The sequence below is a fragment of the Nonomuraea thailandensis genome, assembly GCF_024172165.1.
Lineage (GTDB): Bacteria > Actinomycetota > Actinomycetes > Streptosporangiales > Streptosporangiaceae > Nonomuraea > Nonomuraea thailandensis.
The window spans coordinates 10350777-10377740 of record NZ_JAMZEB010000002.1; the positions used below are offsets into that span (position 1 = coordinate 10350777).

Annotated in this window: 26 protein-coding genes, 2 tRNA genes and 1 pseudogene; 21 read left to right on the forward strand and 8 right to left on the reverse strand. The window is 69.9% G+C overall.

The features are described 5' to 3' along the window. Positions 1-46: 46 nt before the first annotated feature. Positions 47-631, forward strand: coding sequence for a peptidase inhibitor family I36 protein (locus tag HD597_RS52065; protein WP_253755062.1), 585 nt, complete (start codon positions 47-49; stop codon positions 629-631). Between the two features lie 162 nt (positions 632-793). Continuing rightward, entirely contained in the window at positions 794-1306 is a 513-nt protein-coding gene (locus tag HD597_RS52070) for a hypothetical protein (RefSeq protein WP_253755064.1), read from the forward strand. Between the two features lie 213 nt (positions 1307-1519). Here HD597_RS52070 and HD597_RS67125 read toward each other — a convergent pair. Both HD597_RS67125 and HD597_RS52075 read right to left on the reverse strand, forming a co-directional pair. Beyond that, positions 1520-1591, reverse strand: a pseudogene (locus HD597_RS67125) (hypothetical protein); the annotation flags it as partial. A 5-nt stretch (positions 1592-1596) separates the two neighbouring features. Then, positions 1597-2022 (reverse strand): hypothetical protein, encoded by a 426-nt coding sequence (locus HD597_RS52075; RefSeq protein WP_253755066.1) that lies wholly within the window; start codon positions 2020-2022, stop codon positions 1597-1599. Between the two features lie 386 nt (positions 2023-2408). Here HD597_RS52075 and HD597_RS52080 point away from each other — a divergent pair, with 386 nt between their 5' ends. Together HD597_RS52080 and HD597_RS52085 are read left to right on the forward strand one after the other, a co-directional pair. Continuing rightward, positions 2409-3083, forward strand: a complete 675-nt coding sequence (locus tag HD597_RS52080) for a hypothetical protein (protein ID WP_253755068.1) — start codon at positions 2409-2411, stop codon at positions 3081-3083. A 195-nt stretch (positions 3084-3278) separates the two neighbouring features. Then, the gene (locus HD597_RS52085) at positions 3279-4001 is read left to right on the forward strand and encodes a transporter substrate-binding domain-containing protein (protein ID WP_253755070.1); all 723 of its coding nucleotides are present in this window, start codon (positions 3279-3281) and stop codon (positions 3999-4001) included. Positions 4002-4157: 156 nt separating this feature from the next. On the opposite strand, the gene HD597_RS52090 is transcribed toward HD597_RS52085, so the two are convergent. Next, positions 4158-4243 (reverse strand) — tRNA-Leu (locus HD597_RS52090). A gap of 399 nt (positions 4244-4642) precedes the next feature. Here HD597_RS52090 and HD597_RS52095 point away from each other — a divergent pair. Both HD597_RS52095 and HD597_RS52100 read left to right on the forward strand, forming a co-directional pair. Next, positions 4643-5203: a hypothetical protein gene (locus tag HD597_RS52095; RefSeq protein WP_253755072.1), complete on the forward strand. Its 561-nt coding sequence runs from the start codon at positions 4643-4645 to the stop codon at positions 5201-5203. A 297-nt stretch (positions 5204-5500) separates the two neighbouring features. Further along, positions 5501-7588: a chaplin family protein gene (locus HD597_RS52100; protein WP_253755074.1), complete on the forward strand. Its 2088-nt coding sequence runs from the start codon at positions 5501-5503 to the stop codon at positions 7586-7588. 118 nt (positions 7589-7706) lie between these two features. Here HD597_RS52100 and HD597_RS52105 read toward each other — a convergent pair whose 3' ends face one another. Next, positions 7707-7892, reverse strand: coding sequence for a DUF5703 family protein (locus tag HD597_RS52105; protein ID WP_253755076.1), 186 nt, complete (start codon positions 7890-7892; stop codon positions 7707-7709). A gap of 189 nt (positions 7893-8081) precedes the next feature. Here HD597_RS52105 and topA point away from each other — a divergent pair, with 189 nt between their 5' ends. The 11 genes from topA (at position 8082) to HD597_RS52160 (ending at position 20306) form a co-directional block, all read left to right on the forward strand. Continuing rightward, complete coding sequence (gene topA / locus HD597_RS52110) at positions 8082-10787, forward strand: type I DNA topoisomerase (RefSeq protein WP_253755078.1); 2706 nt, start codon at positions 8082-8084, stop codon at positions 10785-10787. A 71-nt stretch (positions 10788-10858) separates the two neighbouring features. Next, positions 10859-12097, forward strand: a complete 1239-nt coding sequence (locus HD597_RS52115; RefSeq protein ID WP_253755080.1) for a metallophosphoesterase — start codon at positions 10859-10861, stop codon at positions 12095-12097. A 68-nt stretch (positions 12098-12165) separates the two neighbouring features. Beyond that, positions 12166-12729 (forward strand): helix-turn-helix transcriptional regulator, encoded by a 564-nt coding sequence (locus tag HD597_RS52120; protein ID WP_253755082.1) that lies wholly within the window; start codon positions 12166-12168, stop codon positions 12727-12729. A gap of 141 nt (positions 12730-12870) precedes the next feature. Beyond that, positions 12871-14913, forward strand: a complete 2043-nt coding sequence (gene tmk / locus HD597_RS52125) for a dTMP kinase (RefSeq protein ID WP_253755084.1) — start codon at positions 12871-12873, stop codon at positions 14911-14913. Positions 14914-14922: 9 nt separating this feature from the next. Continuing rightward, on the forward strand, positions 14923-16098 hold the full coding sequence (locus tag HD597_RS52130; RefSeq protein WP_253755086.1) for a DNA polymerase III subunit delta': 1176 nt from the start codon (positions 14923-14925) through the stop codon (positions 16096-16098). Positions 16099-16324: 226 nt separating this feature from the next. Beyond that, complete coding sequence (locus HD597_RS52135) at positions 16325-16852, forward strand: sigma-70 family RNA polymerase sigma factor (RefSeq protein WP_253755088.1); 528 nt, start codon at positions 16325-16327, stop codon at positions 16850-16852. Beyond that, positions 16849-17919 carry a permease-like cell division protein FtsX gene (locus tag HD597_RS52140; RefSeq protein WP_253755090.1) on the forward strand — a complete coding sequence of 357 codons (1071 nt, stop codon included), beginning with the start codon at positions 16849-16851 and terminating at the stop codon, positions 17917-17919. Before HD597_RS52135 ends, HD597_RS52140 begins: the two co-directional genes overlap by 4 nt. A gap of 109 nt (positions 17920-18028) precedes the next feature. Next, positions 18029-18868 carry a PSP1 domain-containing protein gene (locus tag HD597_RS52145; protein WP_372513595.1) on the forward strand — a complete coding sequence of 280 codons (840 nt, stop codon included), beginning with the start codon at positions 18029-18031 and terminating at the stop codon, positions 18866-18868. A 107-nt stretch (positions 18869-18975) separates the two neighbouring features. Beyond that, the gene (locus HD597_RS52150) at positions 18976-19266 is read left to right on the forward strand and encodes an alpha/beta hydrolase (RefSeq protein WP_253755092.1); all 291 of its coding nucleotides are present in this window, start codon (positions 18976-18978) and stop codon (positions 19264-19266) included. Positions 19267-19361: 95 nt separating this feature from the next. Beyond that, a tRNA-Thr gene (locus HD597_RS52155) sits at positions 19362-19438 on the forward strand. Positions 19439-20015: 577 nt separating this feature from the next. Further along, positions 20016-20306, forward strand: coding sequence for an FtsX-like permease family protein (locus tag HD597_RS52160; protein WP_253755094.1), 291 nt, complete (start codon positions 20016-20018; stop codon positions 20304-20306). A 6-nt stretch (positions 20307-20312) separates the two neighbouring features. Here the strand turns inward: HD597_RS52160 and HD597_RS52165 are convergent, their stop codons facing one another. Both HD597_RS52165 and HD597_RS66250 read right to left on the reverse strand, forming a co-directional pair. Continuing rightward, on the reverse strand, positions 20313-20894 hold the full coding sequence (locus HD597_RS52165; RefSeq protein ID WP_253755096.1) for a dihydrofolate reductase family protein: 582 nt from the start codon (positions 20892-20894) through the stop codon (positions 20313-20315). A gap of 65 nt (positions 20895-20959) precedes the next feature. Continuing rightward, a complete protein-coding gene (locus tag HD597_RS66250; RefSeq protein ID WP_253755098.1) occupies positions 20960-21799 on the reverse strand; it encodes a helix-turn-helix domain-containing protein in 840 nt (279 codons plus the stop codon). A gap of 66 nt (positions 21800-21865) precedes the next feature. Here HD597_RS66250 and HD597_RS52175 point away from each other — a divergent pair, with 66 nt between their 5' ends. Beyond that, positions 21866-22495, forward strand: a complete 630-nt coding sequence (locus HD597_RS52175) for a class I SAM-dependent methyltransferase (RefSeq protein ID WP_253755100.1) — start codon at positions 21866-21868, stop codon at positions 22493-22495. On the opposite strand, the gene HD597_RS52180 is transcribed toward HD597_RS52175, so the two are convergent. Next, entirely contained in the window at positions 22492-22968 is a 477-nt protein-coding gene (locus tag HD597_RS52180) for a YcxB family protein (RefSeq protein ID WP_253755101.1), read from the reverse strand. The genes HD597_RS52175 and HD597_RS52180 overlap by 4 nt on opposite strands. A 123-nt stretch (positions 22969-23091) precedes the next feature. Between HD597_RS52180 and HD597_RS52185 the strand changes: the two genes are divergently transcribed. After that, positions 23092-24684, forward strand: a complete 1593-nt coding sequence (locus HD597_RS52185) for a sulfatase family protein (protein ID WP_253755103.1) — start codon at positions 23092-23094, stop codon at positions 24682-24684. A 107-nt stretch (positions 24685-24791) separates the two neighbouring features. Here the strand turns inward: HD597_RS52185 and HD597_RS52190 are convergent, their stop codons facing one another. Continuing rightward, positions 24792-25703 carry an LLM class flavin-dependent oxidoreductase gene (locus tag HD597_RS52190; RefSeq protein WP_253755105.1) on the reverse strand — a complete coding sequence of 304 codons (912 nt, stop codon included), beginning with the start codon at positions 25701-25703 and terminating at the stop codon, positions 24792-24794. A gap of 276 nt (positions 25704-25979) precedes the next feature. On the opposite strand from HD597_RS52190, the gene HD597_RS52195 reads away from it, so the two are divergent. Continuing rightward, complete coding sequence (locus tag HD597_RS52195) at positions 25980-26366, forward strand: hypothetical protein (RefSeq protein ID WP_253755107.1); 387 nt, start codon at positions 25980-25982, stop codon at positions 26364-26366. Positions 26367-26383: 17 nt separating this feature from the next. Further along, positions 26384-26914, forward strand: coding sequence for a DUF305 domain-containing protein (locus HD597_RS52200; protein WP_253755109.1), 531 nt, complete (start codon positions 26384-26386; stop codon positions 26912-26914). Positions 26915-26964: the final 50 nt, after the last annotated feature.

Genomic DNA, 26964 nt, shown 5'->3' on the forward strand with positions numbered 1-26964 from the left:
CCGGGCTCGATCAGGGTCCGGGCACTTCACCCAGAAAGGACTGCTCATGCATCACGTTCCGACTCACCGCCTCGCACGCGGCGCAGCCGCTCTCGCCGCGGCCGCCACCGCCTCCCTCGTGCTCCTGACCGTCGCAGGGAGCCCGGCGGCGGCGGCCGGCAGTGCCCGCACCGACCCCGCCCCCGCGATGTCGGACACCGACATCACGCGCCTGCTCGACTCCGCCGACGCCGCTGTCTGCACCGAGGGTGCCGACGCGCAGATGCGCTGCTACACCACCGAGGCCGACTACCGTGCCGCCGAGGGGCTCTCCGGCGCCGAGGTCGGCACCCTGAGCATGTCCGAGTGCCCGTCCGGCTACTTCTGCCTGTGGGAGTGGACCGGGTACGGCGGCGACCGCGTGCAGTACCGGGTCGCCGGGACCAAGGACCTCTACTCCTACTGGCGCGACCGGGGGACCAGCTACTACAACCGCCGCGCGGCCGGCGGCCGCCTGGTCGACATCCGCAGCGCGCTCCCCGACCCGAACCTGTACTTTCCCGCCGGCGGCCACCACAGCGACCTCGGCAAGGAGAGCTACGTCTACGGCGGCAACTGGAACAACAAGGTCGACCGGATCGTCCTGAGCTGACCCTCCGCCGTCACGCGGACCGCCTGACCTTCGCTGACGGTGCCGAAGGTCAGACGGTCGGGCCCAGGCCAGGGCGCAGCCGTCGGCCTTTCGGCGTGCGCCGCCCATCTTCAGGTGTGATTCGCCGACATGCTCCGGTCAAGAACTGTATGGTCTGCGATCATGAAAAATCACACTCTGCGCCTCGGTCGTCCGGCCCTGGCCGCCGTGCTCGCCGGCGGAATCATGCTCGCCACCGGCACTCCTGCCCTCGCCGAACGCAAGCCCCTCTTAGGCCCCACGGGCTACGGCTCGGTGAAACTCGGCATGACCGCCGCCCAGGCCAGGGCGACCGGGAAGCTCGTGCGCAAGTCCGTCCGCGGCTCCCTGCCGACCTGCACCACGTGGGACCTGAAGGAGCAGCGCTACGGCGACAACCGGGCGGGCGTCTTCATCTCGAAGAAGCACGGTGTCGTCGCGATCGCGGCGCCGGGCAGCGTACGCACCCCTCAGGGCATCGGCAGAGGCTCGACCGTGGCGCAGCTCCGTCGGGCCTATCCCGATTTCAGGCTCGACGCGGACGGGCCCATCGCCGGCGTGCCCGGTAACCGGAAGGCGACCTACGTCTTCCACATCTCCAAGACGAAGGTCCTGGGTGTGGCGATCTACCTCAAGAAGCAGGACTGCTTCAAGTAGCGCCTTCCCTTCCATGGGGCATGGGCGACGAAGGTTACCGTCGGGACCCACGGGACGGTCGTCTGCGAGCCCCGAAGGTGACGGGCTGCTGCCAGGCATTGCGGGCCGCACCTGCCGCACGGCGGGGGAGGCGAAGTCGGCGGCGTGCTCATGCTCGAGAAGCTTCCTGGCGAAGTGAGCGCCGTGCACGGTCAGCATGACCTCGCGGGTTCTGCTCTGGGAGAGGATGTTCTGACTGCCGAGCATGACGGTTCGCTCGTCGATGACCGCGATCTTCTGATGCATGTGGTTCACGGCCACGACGGTGTGGACCACAGCACGTACCTGGTCGATGAGCCCTTGGCGTGGTGCTGGGGAGCTCGCAGAAAGACCTGGTCCCGGGCACACCCGGCGACGTCGAACCCCGCAAGCGCCACCTCCAGCTCGCCGAGGTGCCGCAGCAGAGACCACAGATGAGAATCGGCAGGGTCGGCGAACTCGGCCACCCGTACGGTGAGGGTGGATTCGCTCTGTGAGACGTCCATCACCGCGAAACCCTCGTCGAGGCTGTCCGGCTCCGCGCCCGCCAGCCGCAGCCCGTCAAACCGATCAGGGCTCAACTCCGCGCCTCGGACGTCCACGACATACAACCCGTCGCCGGTACGGATGGCGCGGCCGAGCCGCCGCCAGCGCGGCTTGCCTCCTGCCCCTCCCTCCACGGCGATCCACTCGTCCAACGCAGTGACGATCTCCTCGCGCCAGCCCACGCCCCACCCCGCCCGCCGCTGACCCTCCGTGACGCCTTTACGATAAACAACTTCACGAATCGTTTCCCGGCGAACCTGCACGTGGAAGAGGCGCGGAGTCGCAACAACGGGACGAGAGGGCCTCGAAACCCCAGACGGGTAGAGTCACCTCTCCCTAGGACGACCTTCGCGCAGGATAGGTAACGTCTAATCCGAGCACAAATGTGACTGCGTCCGCCGAATCACTTTTTTCTCATATGCGGGTTATCTGGGGAACTCCGTCCGGCAACATGTGCGTTGTCGATGATGTCACCCGGACCGAGCGGATCGAGCGAGGGCCAACGAGCAGATCTGGACGACATAGATCGGGAACGTCGATGGCGCGACGCAACGCACTAATGCCCTGGCTCTGGGTGGGTCCGCTCTGCATCCTGGCGGGTTCTGGCCTCACCCTGCTGTTCTCGCTCGGGGCCAAGGGCGCGGAGATCTCCACGGTCATATCCCTGCCCGCCGGCGTCGTGAGCGCGATCTTCACCATCCTCACCTACGCCAAGACCGGACGGGACTCGAGCGCGGCAGGATCGGCCACAAAATGGCCTCCTTGGACCAAAAAGCTACTCATCGCCACTCTTGCGATTGCTCTAGGAATGGGCGTCGCCACTTTCTGGTGGGGCGTCGTCCATCGGCCCGACACTGACATCATCGACCAGATCGAGCCTCGGGCCTGGCCGAACACCAAGGCCAACGCCACGATATCGGTAAAAATCCCGGGGAACCCGCCCGAGCGCCGCTACCTCGCGTTACGTTTCGCGCTCACGAATCATTCGCCGGTCGGCGACTGCGTCGTCCCGGCGCATTTCTACGTATCCCCCGACTTCTACCGTAAGGGCAAGGCCCCGATCGATGACATACCGACGATACGCGCCTCGGAAGAACTCCGCCTGGACATAGGTGAGGCCACCGGTCGGGTCGAGGTCGACGTGACCCTCATCGAGCCGGACCAGGAATGCGTGGTCGACGTCGAGCTCGTCGAGGCGATTCTCTTCAACTGAATCCGTCTGCTCAGGAAAGGCGGCGACATGTTCACACTTTCCAGACTGTGTCTCGCTGGTCTCTGCTTCGCGTACGCCTGCGCCCTCTCAGCGTGTGCGGCGGGATCGGGAACGGACCCCGCCGTCGCAGCCCGTCCCGCCATCTCGCCTGTGGACAACGGCCGGCTCGCACGAGGCGGGACCGTCGCTGTCGGCGTGACCACGGACCTGCCCGGCTGGGGGCAGTTGGACGTCGGAGACAACTCCAGGTCCGGATTCGACATCGAGATGATGAACTGGCTGGCGAGCCAGGTCGGCTTCAAGCCGAACTACGTGGACGTCACTCTGTCCGAGCGGGAGACGGCGCTGGCGGGAGGGCCGGAGGAGCGCCGAGTGCACATTGTCGCTGCCGCGTACTCCATGACCGACAGCCGTCGCAAGAACGTCACGTTCGTCGGCCCGTACATGATCACGAGACAGGGCATCATGGTCCGTGAAGGTGACTCGCGCATCAAAACCGTGAGCGACCTGAAGGGGAAGACCGTGTGCACCGGTACGGGCACCACGTCGCTCGAACAACTCAAGAGTTCGGGCGTCGACATGACCATCATCGACGAGCCCGGCCTGAACGCGTGCGCTCAGCGCCTGCTGGACGGGGAGACGATCGACGCGGTATCGACAGACCAGCTCATCCTCGCCGGAATGGCGCAGACGGCCCCCGAGCGGCTGCACGTCATTCCGGATCTCACCTTCGGCGGCCAGGAGAGGTACGGCCTGGGGCTTCCGCTGGGGGACGTCGAAGACTGCAAGATCCTCACGGAGGAGCTCCAGAACTTCATGAACAAGGGGTACTGGGCGCAGTTCTTCAAGTTGCGCTTCCCCGAGCTCGACCCCGACGAGCACAAGCCCAACGCCTTCGAGCTGGACAGGTGCGCATGACCCGATCATGGGTCATGTTCCTCGTGGTGGCCGGGAAGGACGAAACCGCCTGCTTCCGTCGTCCGCACCCAGCTTGACCTGGCGCCCTCCTACTACCCCGGAAAGCAGAATGTGGAGGCCCGGATCGAACCGGAGCCTCCACATGTGTGCGGTGTGTGTCCGAGGGGGGACTTGAACCCCCATGCCCATCACTGGGCACTAGCACCTCAAGCTAGCGCGTCTGCCTATTCCGCCACCCGGACTTGGTGCCTGCACGCGAGACCGTCATCCCGCGTCGGCTCAGTAAGGTTAGCAAACTCTGAGGAGTGCGTCATACCAAGTATCCGTACGCCGCCAGAGAGATGTCTCATCGCCTGCGCATGAGGCGGTCCAGGGTCTCGGATGGGGGTCTTATGGGGGCCGGGGCGGGGGGATGTGGGGGTTGTGGTTGGTATGTCAGCCGGGCGGTTGGCGAATTCCTGGGACTCAGGTGAAAATGCCTTGCGACAACCTTGAGTACTGCTACGGTTACGGACCGTTGAGGGGTGAGTCCACGGACCGGCCTCACGACGTGAGGCCGGTTCTGGAGCTCGGGAGGGCATGTGACGCGCGTGGCGGTGCAGCAGCTGAGGGCGATGGCCCGTGCTGCGCGCCGCCCGCGCGTGACTGTCCAGGCTGTCCCGGCTCCGGGCCCGACCACCGAGCTGGGTGACCGGATGGCGCGGTTCGCGGCCGGTGCCCGGCGGGTCGTCGTGCGGGTAGTCGCGATTGGCGCCCTGGTGGCCGCCGGGTGGCTGCTTGCTCTCGTGTTCGGCATGCTCACCGCCGCTCCGGCGGCCGCGGACTCCACCGCGGCGACAGGGGCGGCCGAGAGCTCGGACGCCACCCTGGCGGCCGGCAGTGTGGCCGCGCAGCACGGGCTCACCGCTCCCGTTCGTGTCTCGGCGTCGGACAACGCCGAGGCCATGGCCGGGCGTACGGTCGACGGTCTCAACAGCCAGCGGGACCCTGGTCTGCCCGCACCTTCCTCCGCCGGGAAGATCCTGGACACCGATGGTCTGGTGCCCAACGGCGGCAGCAGTGGTCCCTTCGGCCCTGCGACCGGGGAGTCCGTGAGGTCCGGTTTCGACCCACGGCTCCAGGCCGGCCGTGCCCCCCTGGCACGCCTGCTCCCCCCCGTCGTCCGCACAGCGGCGGACGACCCCTCCTTCTCACCTGACTGATCCCCGCACCCGGACGCCGGCTCGAGTCAAGCAGCCGGCCGGGGCGACGACGGTTCAGAGCGGTCGCTGAAGGCGACGCCTCACGGAGCCCGAGAGTCAAGGCGCCGGAAGTCCGGAAATCTCACGGTAGAGCGGCGGAGTGCGGCATGAACCCCTCCGCCCGCGGGTGAACACGTCAGTTCACGTTCCACCGGTTCGCGCATCCCGAGACCCGCTGTGCACGCGCTCGACGCGTGCCCTCGGGCTGCCCGCGAGCCCGTTCAGGTAATCCCCCCAAGAACCACTAGGAGCATTCTCATGCGTACGTGGGCAAAGGCATCGAGCCCCGCGGCCCTGCTGGCCGTGGCGGTCATGTCGTTCGGCGCCGGCGGCACCGCGCTGGCCGACACCTCGGGCAACGGCTCCGTCGGCGGCGGCAACCAGGTCGACCTGCCGATCTCCGTGCCGATCGACATCAGCGGCAACTCCGCCGCCGCCGTCGGCAAGTCGGAGGCCACCTCCCAGGGCGGCGCCGAGGTCATCGGCCAGAGCCGTCCCGGCATCCCCAACGACACCTCGGGCAACGGCTCCGTCGGCGGCGGCAACCAGGTGAACGCGCCGATCAGCGTCCCGGTCAACGCCTGCGGCAACGCCGTCTCCCTGATCGGCAAGTCCGACGCGGGCTGCAAGGGCGGGGCCACGGTCCGCACCCAGGGCAGGGGCGGCGCGGGCGGCAACCGTACGTCGGGCAACGGCAGCGTGCTCGGCGGCAACCAGATCTCCGCACCCATCTCGGCCCCGATCAACGCCTGCGGCAACGCGCTGGCGATCTTCGGTGACGCGACGGCCGGCTGCACCGGCGGCGCGACGGTCAACAACACCGGGCGGGGCGCCGGCGGCAACCGCACATCGGGCAACGGCAGCGTGCTCGGCGGCAACCAGATCGTCGCGCCCATCTCCGCGCCGATCAACATCTGCGGCAACTCCGTCGCGGTCGTCGGGCGCGCCTTCTCCGGGTGCCGCGGCGGCTCGACCGTCACCAACAACGGCGGTCCCGGCCACCGCTACCAGACCCGGCACCTGGCCGCCGGCTCGACGGGCAACGACACCGACGGGCGCTTCGGGGCCGGCAGCGGCAACCAGGTGGTCGCTCCGATCAGCCTGCCGGTCGACGTCTGCGGCAACGCCGTGGGGAACGCCTCCGCCGGGTGCAAGGGCGGCTCGAAGGTCGAGCAGTCGGGCTCCGGCGGCAACCGCACCTCGGGCGCGGGCGGGGTGCTGAGCGGCAACCAGGCGGTCGCCCCGGTCAGCGCACCGATCGACGTGTGCGGCAACGCCGCGGCGGTGCTCGGCCACGCGTTCGCCGGCTGCAAGGGCGGCGCCACCGTGCGCAAGTCCGGCAGGAACGCGGGCGGCAACCGCACCTCGGGCGCCGGTGGCGTGCTGAGCGGCAACCAGGCGGTCGCGCCGATCGCGGCGCCGATCAACGTCTGCGGCAACGCGGCCGCGGTGCTCGGCCTGTCCGAGGCCCGCTGCAGGGGCGGGGCGGGCGTCTGGGCGCACCACGGCATCGGCGGGGGCGGCAACCGCACCTCGGGCGCGGGCGGGGTGCTGAGCGGCAACCAGGCGGTCGCGCCGATCGCGGCGCCGATCAACGTCTGCGGCAACGCCGCGGCCGTCCTCGGCGACGCCGCCGCCGGCTGCCTCGGCGGCTCGAACGTCGGCAGGCCCGGGAACGAGCGTCCCGACGGGTTCGAGCGCTTCGCCCGCGCCAACAACAAGGTCGCGGCGGCCAAGGGCGGCCTGCTGCCCATCACGCCCTCCCTGCCGGTCCTGGGCGGCGCCCAGGAGGTCGGCGGCAAGGTGACCGACGTCGCCCACCAGGTCCAGGGGCTCAGCAGCGCGACAGAGCTGACCAAGCAGGTCCCGGGCGTGAGCACCGTCACCAAGCAGGTGGAGGGCTACGGCAACGTGGCCGAGGTCACCAAGCAGGTCGAGGGTGTGGGGAACGTCACCGGCCAGCTCCCGGTCGTCCCCGACGCCTCCAGGACGCTCGGCCTCCCGGCGCTCCCCGAGCTGCCCGGCCTGCCCGTGAGCCCCGAGAAGCCGAAGCGGACGGCGGTGTCCGCCCCGGTCGACGGCAAGGGCCGCGCCGGCTCCACGCGCTCGTCGTCCCCGCTGGCGCCGGCCACCCAGCTGGTCGCCTCCACCCCGGCCGGCGGCGCGGTGGCCTCGGCCACCCGCAGCCTGCCCGTGCCGGACGTCGGCCTGATGAGCGCCGAGCAGCCCGCGGGCGTGACCGGCATGAACGCGAGCTCGGTGCTCGCGCTGCTGCTCGGCTCGATGCTCGCCGCCTCGGCGACGATGTTCGCCACCGCTCGCCGGTTCCGGTTCGGCCGTAAGTAAGTAATTCAGCGCATACGTAACACGGTACGGCTACTGCTCACAGCCTGTGAGTAGGCCGCCATAGACGCTTTGCCCGTTCCGGGGGCGCGGCCCGGGGCGGGCAAAGCCATGTCCGGGTTCAGAGGGTGCTGCGTACGCGCATGACCTTGCGGCGCAGCCGTACGTGACGGCTGCCGTCGGCGTGCACGCGGACGCGCGCGAGCTCCCACTGCCCGTACTCTGCGTGTTCGGTGAGCAGTTGACGTGCTGCTTCGCGAGTGAGATCACGTGGAATGAAGATATCCATGTAGGAGTAGTCGAGCACAACGATTAGTCTCCAGGGTGAGTCAGGGCGCCATGCCGCTCGATGGGCCTTATTCTGCGTGCTTGTGGGTGGACCCGGAAGCGAGTGGGTAGCCCGGGGGAAGGAAATTTCCGCGAGTCGGGTTACCTTTCAGTCTGTGCCGACTCCCGGCAGGGGGATTTGCAAGCGAACAGCGAGGTAGGAAGCAGCGTGCCAGCCAAGAACGGCAGCGCCGGCGGAACACGCCTGGTGATCGTCGAGTCGCCGGCCAAGGCGAAGACCATCGCCGGGTACCTCGGGCGCGGCTACATCGTCGAATCGAGCATCGGCCACATCCGCGATCTGCCGGAGAGGGCCGACGACATCCCCGAGAAGTTCAAGGGAGCCCCATGGGCCCGCCTCGGGGTGAACGTCGAGAGTGGGTTCGAGCCGCTGTACGTCGTCAACCACGACAAGCGCTCGCAGGTCGCCAAGCTGCGGCAGCTGCTCAAGGACGCCGACGAGCTCTATCTGGCCACTGACGAGGACCGCGAGGGCGAGGCCATCGCCTGGCACCTGCGCGAGGTGCTCAAGCCCAAGGTGCCCGTGCACCGCATGGTGTTCCACGAGATCACCCCGCAGGCGATCAGGGACGCCGTGGCCAACCCGCGTGACCTCAACCTGCGCCTGGTCGACGCCCAGGAGACGCGGCGCATCCTCGACCGGCTCTACGGCTACGAGGTCAGCCCCGTCCTGTGGAAGAAGGTCAAGCCGAAGCTGTCGGCGGGCCGGGTGCAGTCGGTGGCGACGCGACTGGTGGTGGAGCGCGAGCGCGAGCGCATCGCGTTCACGTCCGCCCACTACTGGGACCTGCAGGCGCTGTTCGACACGAACAAGGCGGAGGAGCGCCCGCGCGACTTCACCGCCACGCTGACCGTGGTCGACGGCAAGCGGGTGGCGCAGGGGCGCGACTTCGCCAGCACGGGGCAGCTCAAGAGCGGTGCCGACGTGCTGCACCTGTCGGAGGCCGCCGCGGGTGAGCTGGCCGGGCGGCTGCAGGGAGTCTCGTTCGCGGTCAAGTCCGTCGAGCGCAAGCCGTACACGCGCAAGCCGTACGCGCCGTTCCGGACGACCACATTGCAGCAGGAGGCCAGCCGGAAGCTGGGGTTCTCCGCCAAGTACACGATGCAGGTCGCGCAGCGGCTCTACGAGAACGGGTTCATCACCTACATGCGTACCGACAGCATCACGCTGTCGGAGACGGCGGTGGCGGCCGCGCGGTCGCAGGCGATCAAGCTGTACGGCGCCTCGTACGTGCCGGACAAGCCCCGCGTGTACGCCAGCAAGGTGAAGAGCGCGCAGGAGGCGCACGAGGCGATCAGGCCGTCGGGCGAGGAGTTCCGCACGCCCGGCGAGACCGGGCTGTCGGGCGACATGTTCCGGCTGTACGAGCTGATCTGGCAGCGCACCGTGTCCTCGCAGATGAAGGACGCGGTCGGCGAGTCGATCACGGTGAAGGTGGCCGGCAGGTCGGCGGCCGGCGAGGACGTCGAGTTCAGCGCGTCCGGGCGGACGATCACGTTCTACGGGTTCCTGAAGGCGTACGTGGAGGGGGCCGACGATCCCGCCACCGACCGCGACGACTCCGAGAAGCGGCTGCCGAACCTGGCCGAGGGCGACGCGCTCAGCGTGACGCGGCTCGACGTGGCCGGCCACTCGACCAAGCCGCCCGCGCGTTACACCGAGGCGTCGCTGGTCAAGGAGCTGGAGGATCGGGAGATCGGGCGGCCGTCGACGTACGCCTCGATCATCGGGACCATCCTCGACCGCGGGTACGTGTTCAAGAAGGGCACGGCGCTGGTGCCGTCGTTCCTGGCGTTCGCCGTGGTCAACCTGCTGGAGCAACATTTCGGGAACCTGGTCGACTACGACTTCACGGCCGAGATGGAGAAGGTGCTCGACGACATCGCCAACGACCGGGCGGAGCGGGTGCCGGAGCTGCAGCGCTTCTACTACGGGGCCGACGGCGACGAGGGCCTGAAGGAGATGGTCACCGACCTGGGTGACATCGACGCCAAGGAGATCAGCTCGTTCCCGGTGAAGGGCACGGACATCGTGCTGCGGGTCGGGCGGTACGGGCCGTACCTCGACAGGGACGGCGCGCGGGTCAACGTGCCCGAGGACATGACGCCCGACGAGCTGACGGCGGACAAGGCCGAGGAGCTGTTCTCGCGGCCGACCGGCGACCGGCAGCTCGGGCAGGACCCGGTCAGCGGGCACATGATCGTGGCCAAGGACGGGCGGTACGGGCCTTACGTGACGGAGGTCCTGCCGGAGCCCGCGGCCGACGAGGAGGCTCCGAAGCGGCGGACGAAGAAGGCCGACGCGCCGAAGCCGCGGACGAGCTCGCTGTTCAAGTCCATGTCGCTGGACACGATCACGCTGGACGACGCGCTGAGGCTACTGTCGATCCCGCGGCTGGTGGGCGAGCTGGAGGGCGAGGAGGTCGTCGCCCACAACGGGAAGTTCGGGCCGTACCTCAAGAAGGGCACCGACTCCCGGTCGCTGGCCACGGAGGACGATCTGCTGACGGTCACGATCGAGCAGGCCAAGGAGCTGTTCGCGCAGCCCAAGCAGCGCGGGCGGGGCCGGGCCGCGGCCGCGGCGCCGCTGCGCGAGCTGGGTGACGACCCCAACTCCAAGAAGCCCGTCGTGGTCAAGGAAGGGCGGTTCGGGCCGTACGTGACCGACGGCGAGACGAACGCGTCATTGCGCAAGGGCGACACGGTCGAGGACATCACGATCGAGCGGGCGGCGGAGCTGCTGGCCGAGCGGCGTGAGCGGGCGCCCGCGCCCAAGAAGGCCGCCACGAAGAGCACCACGAGGAAGGCGCCCGCGAAGAAGGCTCCGGCGAAGAAGCCGGCGACGAAGTCGTAGGGTGTCCCTGATCACGCTGTGAACCAGGGCGCATGCGCTTTTTCCGGGTTTTCCGGAAGTAGCATCGAGGTGTGTTCGTCCTGATCTTCGTGGCCCTGGTGTTGCTGGCGCACTGGTACCTGTGGCATCGGCTGGTGCGTCGGACGACCCGCCCCGGGCGGCTGCGCAGGGTGCTGACCTGGAGTCTGGTCGCGCTGCTCGCGGTGCTCGTGACGACCTTCGTGGGCACGAGGATGGGGCTGGAGAGCTGGGTGGCCTGGCCGGGCTACATCTGGCTGGCCCTGATGTTCTACCTGGTCATCATCCTCGTGGTGCTGGAGGTGCCGCGGGCGGTGGCGACGGCGTTCCTGCGCCGGGCCGAGCGGCGTGACCGGACGCCCGAGCCCGAGCCCGAGCCGGTCGCCGTGCCGGTGGGTGCGGCGCCGCCCGTCGAGGCGGCGCCCCCGGCGCCGCCCTCCTCCCCGGAGAGCCCCGCTCTGAGCAGACGGCTCTTCCTCGGGCGGACCACCGCCGCCATCGCCGGGGTGAGCGCGCTGGGCACGGTCGGGTACGGCATGTCGAGCGCGCTGGGCGACCCCGTGATCGAACGGGTCAGCGTCACGCTGCCGAGGCTGGACCCGCGGCTGAGCGGCCTGCGGTTCGCCGTGGTGAGTGACATCCATCTGGGGCCGCTCACGGGCCTCGGGCACACCGAGCGGATCGTCCGGATGATCAACGGGCTCGAGGCCGACGTGGTGGCGATCGTGGGCGACCTCGTGGACGGGTCGGTGGCCCAGCTCGGAGCGCTGGCGCGGCCGTTGCGGAGTCTCGAGTCCCGCTACGGGGCCTATTTCGTGACCGGTAACCACGAGTACTTCACGGCCGAGGGCCCGGGCGAGTGGATCGAGGAGCTGAAGGAGCTCGGCGTACGCTCTCTGCGGAACGAGCGCGTGGAGATCGCCCACCAGGGCGCCGTGCTCGACCTGGCCGGTGTGAACGACGTCGGCGGGGCCGCCAGTGGCGACGGCCCGGACTTCGGCAAGGCGCTCGGCGGGCGCGACACCAGTCGCTCGACGGTGCTGCTGGCACACCAGCCCATCCAGGTGGACCAGGCCGCCGGGCACGGCGTCGACCTGCAGTTGTCCGGGCACACGCACGGCGGGCAGATCGCGCCGTTCAACCTGGTGGTGGGGTTGCAGCAGCCGGTGGTGTCGGGGCTGGCCACGGTGGGCGGCACACAGGTGTACGTGACCAGGGGCGCCGGATTCTGGGGGCCTCCGGTGCGCGTCGGGGCGCCGCCCGAGATCACCATGCTGGAATTGCGTGCCTGACTTCCGGTAATCCGGTGGTCACGCGATGCCATGATGGCGTAGAGTATCCGCCCGGATACTTTGCGGAGGTGGTTGTGGTCTCGTCGCCTGTGGAGCGGGTGCTGGGGCAGGAGGTCGCTCTCTGGGCCAGGCGTGGCGGCCTGCTGTTCAGGCAGGCAAGGCGTGCCGCGAGCCTCAACCAGAAGGCGCTCGCCAGCGTGAGCGGCACGTCGCGCACGACGTTGTCGGCCTACGAGCACGGCAGGAAGTCGCCGACGCTGGAGACCGCCGGCCGCATCCTCGACGCGGCCGGGTTCAGGCTGGTGCTGGAGGCCAAGGTCGAGTGCGAGGCCCATGAGGGCGCCGACGGGCGCGCGTTCCATGTGCCCAGCCGGCTGCGGCGGCTGCCGGTGGCGGCGGCGCTGGGTGAGGCGCGGCTCGGCGATCGCGTCTACGACCTGTCCGACCGCGACGAGCGCCGGGCGGCCTACACCGCGTTGCTGTGCGCGGGCGGGCCCGGTGAGGTGCTCGGTCACGTCGACGGCGTGCTGCTCATCGATCTCTGGGACGAGCTGGTCCTGCCCGACGAGATCAGGGGCGCGTGGCGGCCATTGGTGGAAGAGGCGCGGCAAGAGTCCGGAGTTATGAATTGATGATGTTTTTGGGGGCCTATTCGAGGTGTGTAACCTGCGCTGGGGGCCGTTCCCGTAATACCCTCAGCCACGAGCAGCCGGGAATATCCCGCCCGTCTCTTGTCTGCCCACTTCCGGTCAACACCTGGATACGCTGAAATCATGACTGCCCTTGGCCGAAGCCGCCCGACTCATGTGCTGGCCAACGCGCCGTTCCGCCGGCTCTGGATGGCCATGTCGGTGTGCAGCCTGGGCGACTGGCTCAACCTGCTGGCGCTGACCGCCCTCGCGGGCAATCTCACGCAGGGTGACTACCGCGTGCAGTCGCTGGCCGTCGGCGGCGTGTTCGTGGCCAAGATGTTGCCGGCCGTGCTGCTGGGGCCGCTGGCGGGCGTGTTCGCCGACCGGTTCGACCGGCGGCTGACGATGTTCTGCGCCGATCTGGCCAGGTTCGCCGTGGTGCTGTCGATCCCGTTCGTCGGCAGCTACCAGTGGCTCATCATCGCGACCGTCCTGGTCGAGTGCGTGAACCTGTTCTGGGTGCCGGCCAAGGAGGCCACGGTCCCCAACCTGGTGCCCAAGGCGCAGCTCGAGTCGGCCAACCAGCTCAACCTGCTGGTCACGTACGGCACCGCGCCCATCGCGGCCATGCTCTTCGCCGCGCTGTCGGTGGCGGGCGACCTGATCGCCGGCATCGTGCCGTTCCCGCTGGGCCGCGACGCGACAGGGCTGGCCCTGATCGTGAACGCCTGCGCGTACCTCGTGTCGGCCTTCCTGATCTTCACCCTGCGTGACATCCCCAAGCGCGACGGCGCGATCTCCACGCCCTCCGTGCTCAAGCAGGTCGTCGAGGGCTGGCGGTTCGTGGGCCGTGACCGCCTGGTGCGCGGCCTGGTCATCGGCATGCTCGGGGCGTTCGCCGCGGGCGGCGCCGTGGTCGGGGTGGCCAAGGTCTACGTGGAGGCGCTCGGCGGCGGCGACGCGGCCTACGGCGTGGTCTTCGGCGCGGTCTTCGTCGGCATGGCGCTGGGCATGTTCTTCGGGCTCAGGCTGCTGCGCGAGCTGTCGCGGCGGCGGCTGTTCGGGCTGGCGATCACCGTGGCGGGGCTGGTGCTGGTCGCGATCGCGCTGGTGCACAACCTGGTGATCGTGGTCATGCTGACCGTGGTGCTGGGGGCGTGCGCGGGCATCGCCTGGATCATCGGTTACACGCTGATCGGGCTGGAGGTCGACGACGCGATCCGGGGCCGCACGTTCTCGTTCCTGCAGTCGACGGCGCGGGTGACGCTGCTGCTCGTGGTCTCCCTGGCCAACCCGCTGGCGGCGATCTTCGGGCTGCACGTGCTGGCGCTGGGCGAGTTCAGCTACCGCTTCGACGGCACCAACCTGGTGCTGCTGATCGGCGGGGCGCTCGCGGTGGGCGTCGGCGTGCTGGCGCTGCGGCACATGGACGACAGGAAGGGCATCTCTCTGGCGGCCGACCTGATCGCGGCGGTGCGCGGCGAGCAATTCCCCACCGAGGCGGCCGAGCACGTGCCTGGCCTGTTCGTGGCGTTCGAGGGCGGCGAGGGGTCGGGTAAGACCACCCAGTCGCGGCTGATCGCCATCTGGCTGCGCGACCAGGGCTTCGACGTGGTGCAGACCCGCGAGCCCGGCTCCACCAAGATCGGTATGAGGTTGCGCGCCATCCTGCTCGACGCGGCGGAGCGCGGGCTGTCGGCGCGCTCCGAGGCCCTGCTGTACGCCGCCGACCGGGCCGAGCACGTGGAGAAGGTGATCAGGCCTGCGCTCTACCGGGGCTCGCTGGTGATCACCGACCGGTACGTCGACTCGTCGCTGGCCTACCAGGGCGCCGGCCGGGCCCTCGACCCCAAGGACGTCTCCAAGATCAACGCTTGGGCGACGGGCGGGCTCGTGCCGCACCTGACCGTGCTCATCGACACGCCGCCCGAGGTCGGGCTGACCCGGCTGGGCGGGGCTGCCGACCGGATCGAGTCCGAGCCGCTGGAGTTCCACGAGCGGGTGCGCAAGGAGTTCCGCGCGCTGGCGGCGGCCGCCCCCGAGCGGTACGTCGTGGTCGACGGCACGCTGCCACAGGACGTGATCACCCGGCAGATCCAGGACCGGATCAGGGAGATCCTGCCCGACCCGGTGCCGCGTGAGTCAGAGGACATCACGGGGACGATGCCCGCCATCCGCGACTAGCCTTGTGCCGTGACGGTTTTCGATGACCTCGTTGGGCAGGACCAGGCGACAGCCGTGCTGTCGCGGGCCGCGGCGGCGGCCGGCGAGGTGGTCGCGGGCGGTCGCGGCGCCGGCATGACGCACGCCTGGCTGTTCACCGGCCCGCCGGGCTCGGGCAGGGAGGCCGCCGCCCGCGCCTTCGCCGCCGCGCTGCTGTGCCCCGACGGCGGCTGCGGCCACTGCGACCAGTGCCATCAGGTGCTCATCGGCTCCCATCCCGACCTGGAGTCCGTACGCCCCGAGGGCCTGTCCTACAGCGTCAAGCAGACCCGCGAGCTGATCCTGCGGGCGGCCGGGGCGCCGACGCAGGGGCGGTGGCGGGTCATCCTGTTCGAAGACGCCGACCGGGCCACGGAGTCGGCCGCGAACGCCCTGCTCAAGGCCATCGAGGAGCCGCCGCCGCGTACGGTGTGGCTGCTGTGCGCGCCCGCGCCCGACGACCTGATGATCACCATCAGGTCGCGCTGCCGCCTGGTCAACCTCACCACCCCCGCCACCGAGGCCGTCGCCCACGTGCTGGCCACCCGCGACAGCGTGCCGTGGGAGACCGCCAGGTTCGCGGCGCGGGCCGCGCAGGGGCACATCAGCCGGGCGCGCGCGCTGGCGCTGGACGAGGGCGTCAGGGCGCGGCGGGAGGCGGTGCTGAGCATCCCGCGCTCGCTGACCGGCGTCGGCGAGTGCGTGTCCGCCGCCGAGCGCCTGGTGAAGACCGCCGAGGAGGAGGCCGCCGCCGCCACGACCGCGCTCAACGAGAGCGAGACCTCGGAGCTGCGCAAGCTGTACGGCGAGGGGTCCAGCGGCAAGGGGCTCAACCGGGGGCTGGTGCGCGGCGGGGCCGGGGCGCTGAAGGAGCTGGAGGACCGGCAGAAGTCGCGGGCCACGCGGATCAAGCGCGACTCGCTGGACGCGGCGCTGCTGGAGCTCGTGTCGTTCTATCGGGATGTACTGGCCATGCAGTTCGGGGCGGCGGGGGTCGAGCTGGCCAACGACGATCTGCGTTTCGACCTGGATCAGCTCGCCAAGTCGTCCACGGCCGAGGAGACGCTGCGGCGGATCGATTCGATCATGCAGTGCAGGGAACGGCTGGCGGCGAACGTCAATCCGCAGATGGCCGTCGAGGCGATGATGCTGGCGCTGCGCCCCTGAGCGAAGGGTGGCGTCGGCTTCTGGCCGGTCTTCCCCGACAGCGATGCATGTGCGCCGGGCGCGCGGCAGGGAGCCGCACGCTCGGACGCTGCCCCGTCAGGAGCCTTGGGGCGCCGTCCCGCGTTTGTCCACAGGCTGTGGACAAGGGGGCGAGCCGGTGCGCGGGGGAGCGGAAGATAATCCGGTGACCGGAGCAGCAGATGAGGCCCTGAGGCGTCTCTGATACGTGGATGTCGAACTACTCACCCAGCAAGAGGACCTCGCGAGGCAACGGGTCGACGTGGCGTCGATCTTCGCCGAGCACCACGTCGGCCTGGTGCGGCTGGCTCTCTTCATGGTCGGTGATCAGGCCACCGCCGAAGACGTCGTGCAGGAGGCGTTCGAGCGCACGCACGCCGGGCGGGCCAGGTTGCGCGATGCCGGCAAGGCGCTCACCTACGTGCGTTCGGCGGTGCTCAACGGGTGCCGGTCGGTGCTGCGCAGGCGGGCGACGGTGTTCCGGCGGGCGGTGCCGTACGAGCCGCCGGTCTGGTCGGCGGAGAGCGCCGTGCTGATGGGTGAGGAGCGGCGCGAGGTCCTGCTCGCGCTGCGCCGGCTCCCACGCAGGCAGCGCGAGGCGCTGACCCTGCGCTACTACTTCGATCTCGCGGACCAGGAGATCGCCGAGACGATGCGGATCAGCGCGAGCACGGCCAGGTCGACGATCGCGCGAGGGCTGGCGGCCCTCGGCCGAGCGCTTGGGGAGGATGCATGAACAGCCCGGTGGAAGACAGACTGCGGGAGGCCCTGGCCGAGGCGGGGGCGGCGGTGGACACGAGCACGCTGAGGCCGTTGCGGGCGCCGGAGCGCAGGCGGTTCAGGGTGGACTTCCGGATGCTGACGGCGGCGGCGGCCGTGGTGGTCGTGGGGTCGGCGACCACCGTGCTGGTCGGCGGCGGCGCCGATGGAGACGGCGACGGGGGCCGCGTGACGGCGGCGACGGCCGCGGACGTGTTCACGCGCGACGATGCGGATATGACCGTGTTCCTGTGTACGGCGACGGCGCCGAAGGACAGCCGCTGTGCGGGAGCCGTCAGCTCCGGCCAGCGTGAGGCGATCGAGCGCCTGGTGCAGGCACAGCTGCCGCAGGTCGCCGCCGGCCAGTGGGTGAGCCAGGCCGTCGCCTACGACGACTTCCGCAACCGTTACGCCCACAACCAGGCGCTGCTCGACCAGGTCGAAGCGGCGGACCTGCCGCCGTCGTACCGGTTCAAGCTCCGCCAGGGCGCTGACCGCCGGCAGATGGCGCTGGCGTTCGGGCAGCTGGAGGGGGTGTCGACCGTCGTCGACCACGCCTTGGGCCCGGCCTCCGAGGCGATGGCCCAGCAGCAGAAGTGGGAGGTCAAGGCCTTCCTGTGCAAGGCGGGCACGAAGCTACCGGCGTGCCAGGCGAAGCCCGCGAAGGAGGGCGACTCGAATACCACCAAGGCAGGGATGCCGGCGACACCCGCCCAGACGAAGGCCATCCAGAAGCTGATCCAGAAGATGCCCGGGGTGGAGGAGGTCTTCTTCGAGGACGCGGCGAGCGCGTACGAGAGCTTCAAGAAGGCCTTCAAGGACAACGAGGCACTCGTCAAGGCGACCCGCGTGGGAGACATGCCCGAGTCGTTCCAGATCAAGCTGAAGGCGGATGCCGCTGTGTCGGAAGTGGTCGATGAGCTGAAGCGGCAGCCTGGGGTGGCCCAGGTCGTCAGCAACGTGTGCGTCGCCGATCAGGCGGCTCTGATGGCCGATTTCGGACTGCACCTGCCCGACGCGGTGGTTTGTCCCCCGGGTGCATGACCGGGCGACATCCACCCGTCCACCCCTGACTTCTGGAGCGTGAACACACGTAATCTGGCAAGGAAGGCCGTACGTACCCCCTAGGCCGTCAGGAGGCGAGCTCGAGCCCATGGGAATGATCATGGCCGTGAGCTTCACCCGCTACGGGAGGCTCTACTACCTCGATCCCGGCGAGCACAGCCCCAAAGTGGGTGACAAGGTGCTCGTCCCGACGGACTCAGGTCCGGAGGTGGCGGAGTGCGTGTGGGCGCCGCAATATACGAGCGAGGACATAGACGGGCTGCCGGTGTGCGCCGGGATCGCGGGTGAGGAACACCTGACCCGGGACGAGTCGAACAAGCGCCGCAGGGCCGAGGCGCGCAGCGTGTCCAAGCGGCTGATCAAGCGGCACACGCTGCCGATGAAGGTCGTCGGCATCGACTACCTCGACGAGGACAACGTCTACACCGTCTACTTCTCGGCGCCGCACCGCGTGGACTTCCGCGCCCTGGTGCGCGACCTGGCCCGCAACCTGCGGGCCAGGGTGGAGCTGCGGCAGATCGGGCCGAGGGACGAGGCGCGGCTCCAGGGCGGCATCGGCCCCTGCGGGCGCGACCTGTGCTGCGCCACGTTCCTGAAGGACTTCGAGCCGGTCTCCGTCCGCATGGCCAAGGACCAGGACCTGCCGGTCAACCCGCTGCGGATCGCGGGGGCGTGCGGGCGGCTCATGTGCTGCCTGAAGTACGAGCACCCGCTCTACCAGGAGTTCCGCGCATCGGCTCCCCGGGTCGGGGCGAGCGTGGAGACGCCGCAGGGAGGTGGGACGGTGGTGGGCCACAACGTGCCGTCCGACTCCGTGGTGGTGCGGCTCAACGATGGGGGGCGGAGGTGTTCTTGCTCCAAGGCGAGTGTGTGCGGGCCGCGGCAGGCGTACGACTCGACGTATGGGGGTGAGGCGGGCGGAGACTGAGGCGGGCGGAGACTGGGGCGGGCGGAGACTGGGGCGGGCGGAGACTGGGGCGGGCGGAGACTGGGCGGGCGGAGACTGGGGCGGGCGGAGACTGGGGCGGGAGCGCGGTGGCGGCACGCGAGCGGGCGCCGCGGTTCGGGCCGTACCTGGTGTGGTCGTCGCTGCCGTGCGCCTACTGGCCCCACCCTCCGGCGCTCGGCCCCCTGACCGCCGAGCGCACTGCCCCGTCCCTGGGCATCGGCACCGACCCGGGCATGCCCTACGCCTGGGGCCACCGACTGGCCGGCGAGCTGGGATCGGGGTGCTGCTCAGGGTATCGAGGCGACGGTCACACCGCCTGCTCCAGCGGGTCGAGGTGCGTGGACGAGGTGGTGGAGAGGTACCTGGTGACGGGGTGACACCAGAGGATGGGGCGGTCTGTCCGGGCATCGGGTGATCGATGGAGCGAGAACTGCCCGGGCTCCTGTAGACTCTTCCAAGCTGCACAGCGCACGCCGCCTTAGCTCAGTCGGCCAGAGCACTTCACTCGTAATGAAGGGGTCTGGGGTTCGAATCCCCAAGGCGGCTCCAGGTCAGAAGCCCCTCAAGAGATCTTGAGGGGCTTCTGAGTGTCTAAGCCTCGGGTGTTGGTCCGATCTAGTAGCTGTCACTCCAGCGATACCAAGGACCCTGGATGTGCTCGAAGGATGAAGCGACCGCCGGATTGGAGTCGTCGACCGGCGCGCGCGTCGCTGCGGAGGTGCGGTAGATAAACGCACTCTGACGGCCGTGGTCGGCCTGTGAACAGGCGCACGCTGTACAGGTTTCTTCTTCTGCTCGACAAACCGCTTCGGGGCGTTAGCGCGGGCCGAGCCGGGGGAGATCAGGATCGATTCCGAGGCGTTCGGCAAGCACCTGAGCCTGCGGGCCGGTGACCAGGTCACGGTGCACGTCGGCACCGGCGAGCCCGGTTGCGGGTCGCGCTCGGCACTGGCTGGGGCCGGGCGGGCGTGGTCGCGCCCGAGACGCTGGCCGGGCTCACCGGCTCTCCCGAGCCGCACGCCGTATGGATCCGCGCCACCACCGGCGCCGATGCGGCCCGGCTGGGCAGCGATCTGGACGTGCCGGCGGATCCGGCGGGCGCGACGATCGAGAACGGCTTGCGGACGTGGGAGTCGCTGGACGGCTCACCCGAGGGCAGCTGCGGCGGATGCCGGCGGCCGAGGCGGTGCTGCTGTCGGTGGTGGCGACCCTGCTCGGCACCGTGATCGGCATCGGGTTCGCCTGGGCCGGCTACGAGACGTTCGTGAAGCGGGCTCTCAGCGACGCCACCATGCGGGTGCCCTGGCCGTCACTGGGGGCCGTCCTCGTCGCCGCTCTCGCGGGGCTGTCGGCCAGTGTCCTGCCGGCGCGCCGGGCCGCCCGGGTGGCCCCGGTCGCGGGGCTGTCGCTCGACTGACAGCGGTCATCGGCGCACGCGATAGCGCAGGTGGAGCACCCGCCCGCCCTGGATCACCACGTCAGGATCCTCCAGCAGGTGCTGCGCGTGGACCGACCCGAAGAAGCGCTTGCCGGCCCCGAACACGACGGGTACGACGTCCATGCGCACCTCGTCGACCAGACCCGCGGCAAGCGCCTGGCCACCGACGTCGCCGGCGGCGACCTCGACCAGGCGGTCACCCGCGAGCTCCTGCGCCTTGGCCACGGCTGCCTCGACACCGTCGACGAAGTGAAACGGCGCCTCGGGGTCCCAGCCCTCGGGCATCGGCCGGTGCGTCACGACGACGACATGGTCGATCCCGCTCGGAGGCTTCCCGTCCCAGCCGTCCGTCAGGTCGAAGACGTGGCGGCCGGCGATTGTCGCCCCGATCTGGTCCCAGTACGCCCGGGTGTAGTCGTAGGACGCTTGTGACACCTTCAGCTCGCCGCTCTCGTCCAACGGGACGTCACCGCTGAGCAACCAGTCGAACAGCGGTCCGGGCTGGTCGTTCTCGTCCGCGATGAAGCCGTCCACCGACACCGAGCTGTACATGACCACCTTGCCCACGGGGCTCTCCTTTGCTGTGGGGTGCCCCAAATTAGCGTGTCGTGAGCTGTCGTTCTTGTAAGAAATCAATCGGCCGGCAGCGGCCAGCCGTCCAGCGCGTGGCCGGGATGTTCGCGCAGGAACCGCCGCCGGACTTCGACGTACCGGGTCGGCGTGAGCCCGGTGAACGCCCGGAACTCGTGGCCGAAGTGGGCCTGGTCGAAGTAGCCTGCGCCACCGGCGAGGTCGCCCCAGTCGATCGGTCCGGCGGGGTTGATCGCGAACACGGTGGCGGTGAAGCGGTAGGCGCGGGCCAGCCGCTTCGGCGTGACGCCGATGAGCTCCTTGAACCGCTGTGCCAGATGGGTGCTGCTGACACCGGCTGCCACGCTCAGGTCGCCGATCGCCACCGCCCCGCCGGCCGCCGCGATGACGTTGCTCGTATGGCGGACCAGCCCCAGGCCGGCGGTCTCGTACAGCCGTCGCGTCAGCTCCTCCTCGAGCAGCGTCAGCATCTCGTACGGTCCGTCCGCCGTGGCCAGCCGGTCTCGCAGCTCAGCGATGGCGGGCCGGCCCCAGACCTGCTCTATCGTCACCGGCCGGTCACACAGCTCGGCCGCGGGCATCGGCAGGAACGGCGCCAGCCCCCACGCCTTGAAGTGCACGCCGACGGACCGGGTCCGGAGTGGGTAGCCGAACTCATACGCGCGAGTGGGCATGGTGACCACGCAGCCGTCGACGTACTCGGCCGTCTCGATGTCGGTGCCGCCGCGGATGCGGAACGGCGCCCCGAGATTGACGATGAGCAACGCCGCCGGCGCCGGCGGCAGCATCAGGCGGGCGTACGGCGGCGCACCCTCCAGGTAGTAGAGGTCGTCGATCAGCCCGTCCAACGGCGGCCGCGGCACTCGTGACACGTACTCCACGTGTCACAGCATCGCCGATGCACGGGCGTCGCCGCCAGGCCGGGCGAAATGGGGCATCATGGCGCGATGAGCGTGCGCTACGACGATGTGATCGGTGCACTCCGGGCGGCCTACGACGCAGGCGCGGAGCGGCGTGAGGCCAGCGGCAAGAGCCCGTGGAAGCTGGCGGAGCGCGAGGCGTTCCTGGGCCGGCTCAAGGAGCACGGGCTCGGGCGGCTGCTGGAGATCGGCGCCGGCACCGGCCAGGACAGCCTCTACTTCCATGAGAACGGCCTGGAGGTCGTGGCCGTCGATCTGTCGCCCGCCATGGTGGCCCACTGCCGCGAGAAGGGCCTCGACGCCCAGGTCATGGATTTTCTGGGGCTCGACTTCCCGCCCGGGTCCTTCGACGCGGTGTATGCGCTCAATTGCCTGCTGCACGTGCCCAACGGCGATTTCCCGGCGGTCCTGAACACGATCCACACGTTGCTGCGGCCCGGCGGGCTGTTCTTCGTCGGGGTGTACGGCGGGGGCCCTCTGCAGGAGGAGGGATTCTTCGAGGAGGACGACCACGACCCTCCCCGGTTCTTCTCCTTCCGCAGTGACGAGCAGCTCCGGGAATTCGCTGACGCGGCGGCCTTCGACATCGTGGACTTCCACGTCGTGGGAGCCGGTGAAAGCCGCTTCCAGTCGCTGACGTTGCGGCGGGGGCGTTAGGCGGACGGGTTCGTCAGCGGGGCCAGCCGGGCGTCGAGCTGCGCCTGTTGTGCCGGGGTGAACGCCTTTCTCGGCAGGAAACCGGTGGCCTGCTTGTTGGCGAAGAACAGCCAGAACTCCGGCGTGACGACGACACGTGAGAACAATGACCAGCGCGCCTGCGTGGTGAGTTTCTCGGAGCGGCTCTCGTACCCCTCGTCGGTCACGTGGAGCGTGGTGGGGACGCAGATGAAGGGCACCTGCTTCCTGGCCGCCCGGCGCAGCGACCAGGGGATCACGAACGGGACGACGATCGCCGCGACCAGCATGCCCAGGCCGATGCCGATATTCCCGAGCAGGAGGAAGACGGCGCCGAACACCACCAGAAAGGCGGGGAACAACCAGATGAGGGCCTTGAGCTGGTGTTTCAAGGCCTGCTCCAGCGCCCGCACCACCTCGCCGGGAGAGGGCTCGTACTCAACGGTGAAATCCACGTGCGGATCCTGCTGGAGATCGTGCGCCCGGCGCAACCCGAGGGTGGTTCTTGATGGTCGTCCGGACGGGCGTTAGCGTCGTTCCTCGACTTCGATCTCCCAGCACTGTCAAAGGGGTTGGTCATGTCCGTGATCGGGAATCTGCGCAGGGCCGTGGCGGTGGCGTTAGCCGTCGTCCTGGCCATGACCGCCGTGGCCGCGCAGGCCGGGGCCGGCACGGCGAGCAAGCCGAAACGGCCGAACATCGTCTTCGTCCTCGTCGACGACCTGTCGGCCGACTTGCTCCAGTACATGGACGCCGTGCGCGGCCTGGCGAAGAACGGCACGACGTTCAGCAACTACTACGTCTCCAACTCGCTCTGCTGCCCGTCCAGGGCCTCCATGTTCACCGGGCAGTTCCCGCACAACACGGGCGTGGCCACGAACAAGGGCAGCGACGGCGGCGGTTATCAGGCGTTCGCGAAACACGAGAGCCGGACGTACGCCGTCGCCCTGGACCGGGCCGGCTATCGCACGGGTTACCTGGGCAAGTACATCAACGAATATCCGGTGCCGGCCGGTTACCACGTGCCGGTCGGGTGGGACGAATGGCACGTGGCGGCCGGGGGCGGATACAGCGAGTTCACGTATCAGCTCACCCGGTACATCAAGGAGGAGACGGCGCAGGAGAAGCCGCTCGACCCCTCCGGCGGCAGATACTTGACGGACGAGCTCGGGCAGCGGGCCGTGGACTTCATCGAGAGGTCACGGCGGTACGCGCCGGGGGAGCCGTTCTTCCTGCAGGTCTCGCCGTTCTCGCCGCACTCCAGGATCGGCGCCCAGGCCGGTGACAAGGAGCCGCGCTTCCCGCCGGCGCGGCGGGACCGGCCGAAGAACCAGTTCCCCGCCGGGGAGTTCCCGCACGGCGACTGCGGCGGGCCCGACTGCGCGAGCATCGACGTGGCGGCGCTGCCGGCGTTCGACGAGGACACCGCCGACAAGCCCTCCTGGGTACGGCGGGAGCCGATCGGGCCCAACGTCGTCAAGGAGCTGCGCAAGGACTTCCGCGACCGCATCCGCATGGTGCAGTCGGTGGACGACATGGTGGAGCGGGTGCTCGCGGCGCTGAGCCCCGAGGAGCTGCGCACCACGTACGTGGTGTTCACCAGCGACAACGGGTTCCACCTCGGGCAGCACCGGCTGCTGCGTGGCAAGTCCACCGCCTACGACCACGATGTACGGGTGCCGCTGCTGGTCAAGCGGCCGGAGGCGGGCCGGCACGGCGAGCTGGCCGTGGACGCCATCGCGCAGAACGTGGATCTCTTCGCGACCTTCCTCGACATGGCGGGCGTCCGGAGCGAGCCGCGTGACGGGCGCAGCCTGCTGCCGCTCATCCAGGGGCACAAGGTGAGGGACTGGCGGGAGGCGGCGCTGATCGAGCACGTCAGGCCGGATCCGGACGCCCCCGGCGAGCCGGACCCGGACGCCGACGAGCTGCGGGCGCCCGCGAACCCGGGGCCGCCCAGCTACGCCGCCGTGCGTACGGCCGGCGAGCTGTACGTCGAGTACGAGGGTGATCCGCGGCCCGAGTACTACGACACCGTGACCGACCCGCACCAGGAGTCCAACGACCCCGGCAACGCCAGGACGGCCGAGCTGGCCGCCGTGCTCGACCGGCTGGCCGGATGCGGTGAACCCGGCGCGCTCGACTGCTGGACCGCCGCGCAGCTGCGCTGAGCGAGGCCGCGCAACTGCGCTGGGCGAGGCCGCTCAGCGCAGCGCCGGAGTCCAGGACGCGAAGTGCCGCTCAGCGCAGCGCCGGAGGCCGGGCCGTCAAGCGCGGCTCAGCGCCGCAGGAGGTCTCTGACCTCGGCCAGCAGGTCCACCTGGGCCCGCCAGTCACCCCCCGAGACCCCGATCACCGCGTGGCCCGCCCCGGCCGCGCGGTACTCGGCCAGCCTCTCGGCGACCTGCTTCGGCTCCCCGGTGAGCGGGATCCCGGCGACCTCCTCCAGCGGGCGCCCGTACCCGCCGCTGATGCCGGCCGCGATCTCCGCCTGCGCGGCCGGCCCGCCGCCCACGTGGGCGGCCCCGCCGACGGCGATGACGGGCGCGGGCCGCCCGTGCCCGGCCGCCAGCTCGGCCAGCCTGACCCGGCCGCGGGCGACCTCCTGAGGCGGGATCAGGGACGGGAACCAGCCGTCGCCGAGCCGCGCGGCCCGCCGGATCGCCGCGTCAGAGGCGTTGCCGACCCACACCGGCGGCATCTCGACGGCGGGAGCCAGCCGGACGGGCTGCCGCGCGTCCGGGTCGACGGCCTCCGGCAGGATCACAGGCTCGCCCGCCAGCAGCCGCGGAAGCAACTCCAAGGCGATGTCCGTACGCCGCCCACGCTCCCCGTACGGCACCCCGGCCGCCGCCCACTGCGCGGGCCCGCCACCGGACCCCACCCCCAGCACGAGCCGCTCACCCGACACGTACCGCAGGGTCGCGACCTGCTTGGCCGCCCACGCCAGGGGCCGGATGGCGGGGATGAACACGCTGGTGCCGATCCTGACCCGCGTGGTGGCCGCGGCGGCGGTGGCCAGGGCGATCGGCGCGTCCAGCACCGGCCCGCCGACCGCCAGGTGATCGCCGTGCCAGACCCCGTCGAGCCCGGCCCGCTCGGCATGCCTGGCGGCCTCGGCCAGGGTGAGGCCGTCCCGATGCTGTACGGCGATCCCGGGCAGGATGACGCCGATCTCGAAGCTCTCCATGAGTTCAACGGTGCAACCTCCAGCAAGGTTGATGTCAAGGCGGAAAACCCGTGGCGAACGAGACGGGTCACGGGCCATGATCACCGCGTGACCGTGACCACCGTGGAGTCGCGACCCCTGCGAGCGGACGGCGGTTCGCGGGCCGCGAGGAGCCGGCCGCCCTGGTGCGCGAGGTCTTCGGCGGTGATCGCCGCCTCGCCCCCGTCGAGCGGCTGACCGGCGGCTCCAAGAAGGGGCGTCTACCGCCTCTCCTTCCAGGACGCCGGCCCGACGGCCATGCTCCATGTCTGGTCCGGTGACGAGGACTACTGGGACTCCGTCCGCGTGGAGAGCCCCGAGCCGTTCGCGCACGGCTCGGGGCTGGCGCTCTTCGAGGCGGCGCACGCCCGGCTGAGCTCCGTGGGCGTGCGCGTCCCCGGCCTCTACTTCGCCGACGGCGGCCGCGGGCTCTACCCGGCCGACGTGGCCGTGATCGAGGACGTGCGCGGCGGAACGCTGGAGGCCCGGCTGGGCGGCGCGGAGCCGATCGGCAGGGCCGCCGCCGAGCTGGAGGAGAGGCTGCGGGAGGCCTCATATCGGGCGGGCGGTCATCGTAGGGTGAGAACCGGCCGCCAGCCCTTGCGCCGTCGGCCATTTTGGTCAACTCTTAGGAAGGTTTCCTAACAGTTGAGGGAGGGCCGGTGCGCGGAGGACGTGTCTTGGCGGGCCTGAGCCTCCTGGTGGCCGCCGCCTGCGGCCAGGCGGCGAAGGACGAGCCCCCGGTCAACGCCGAGGACGTGATGTTCGTGCAGATGATGGTGCAACATCATCGGCAGGGGATCGAGATCGCCAAGGTCGGCGCGTCCCGCGCCAAGGACCCCGAGCTCAGGACGCTGACCGCGGCCATCGAGAGCACCCAGCAGACCGAGGTCGAGATGATGCTGCGCTGGCTGCACTCCTGGGACCAGCCGATCACGCCCGCCACGAGCGCCCACGACCACCACGGCGGCATGCCGGAGACGGACGTCAAGCAGATCCAGGCGCTGCGCAGGTCCGGCAACTTCGAGTACGACCTGTGCAACCTGCTCATCGCCCACCAGGACGACGCCGTCCAGATGGCCGCCGCGGAGGTGGCGGGCGGCGCGAACCCGGCGGTCCAGCAGTGGGCGGCCCAGGTGCAGAGCTCCCGCAAGGGTCAGATCGACCTGATGATGGAGCTCATCAAGAAGTAGAAGACGCCTCGAAAGACTCATGGACGCCGTGCCCATTAAGTGATTAGATC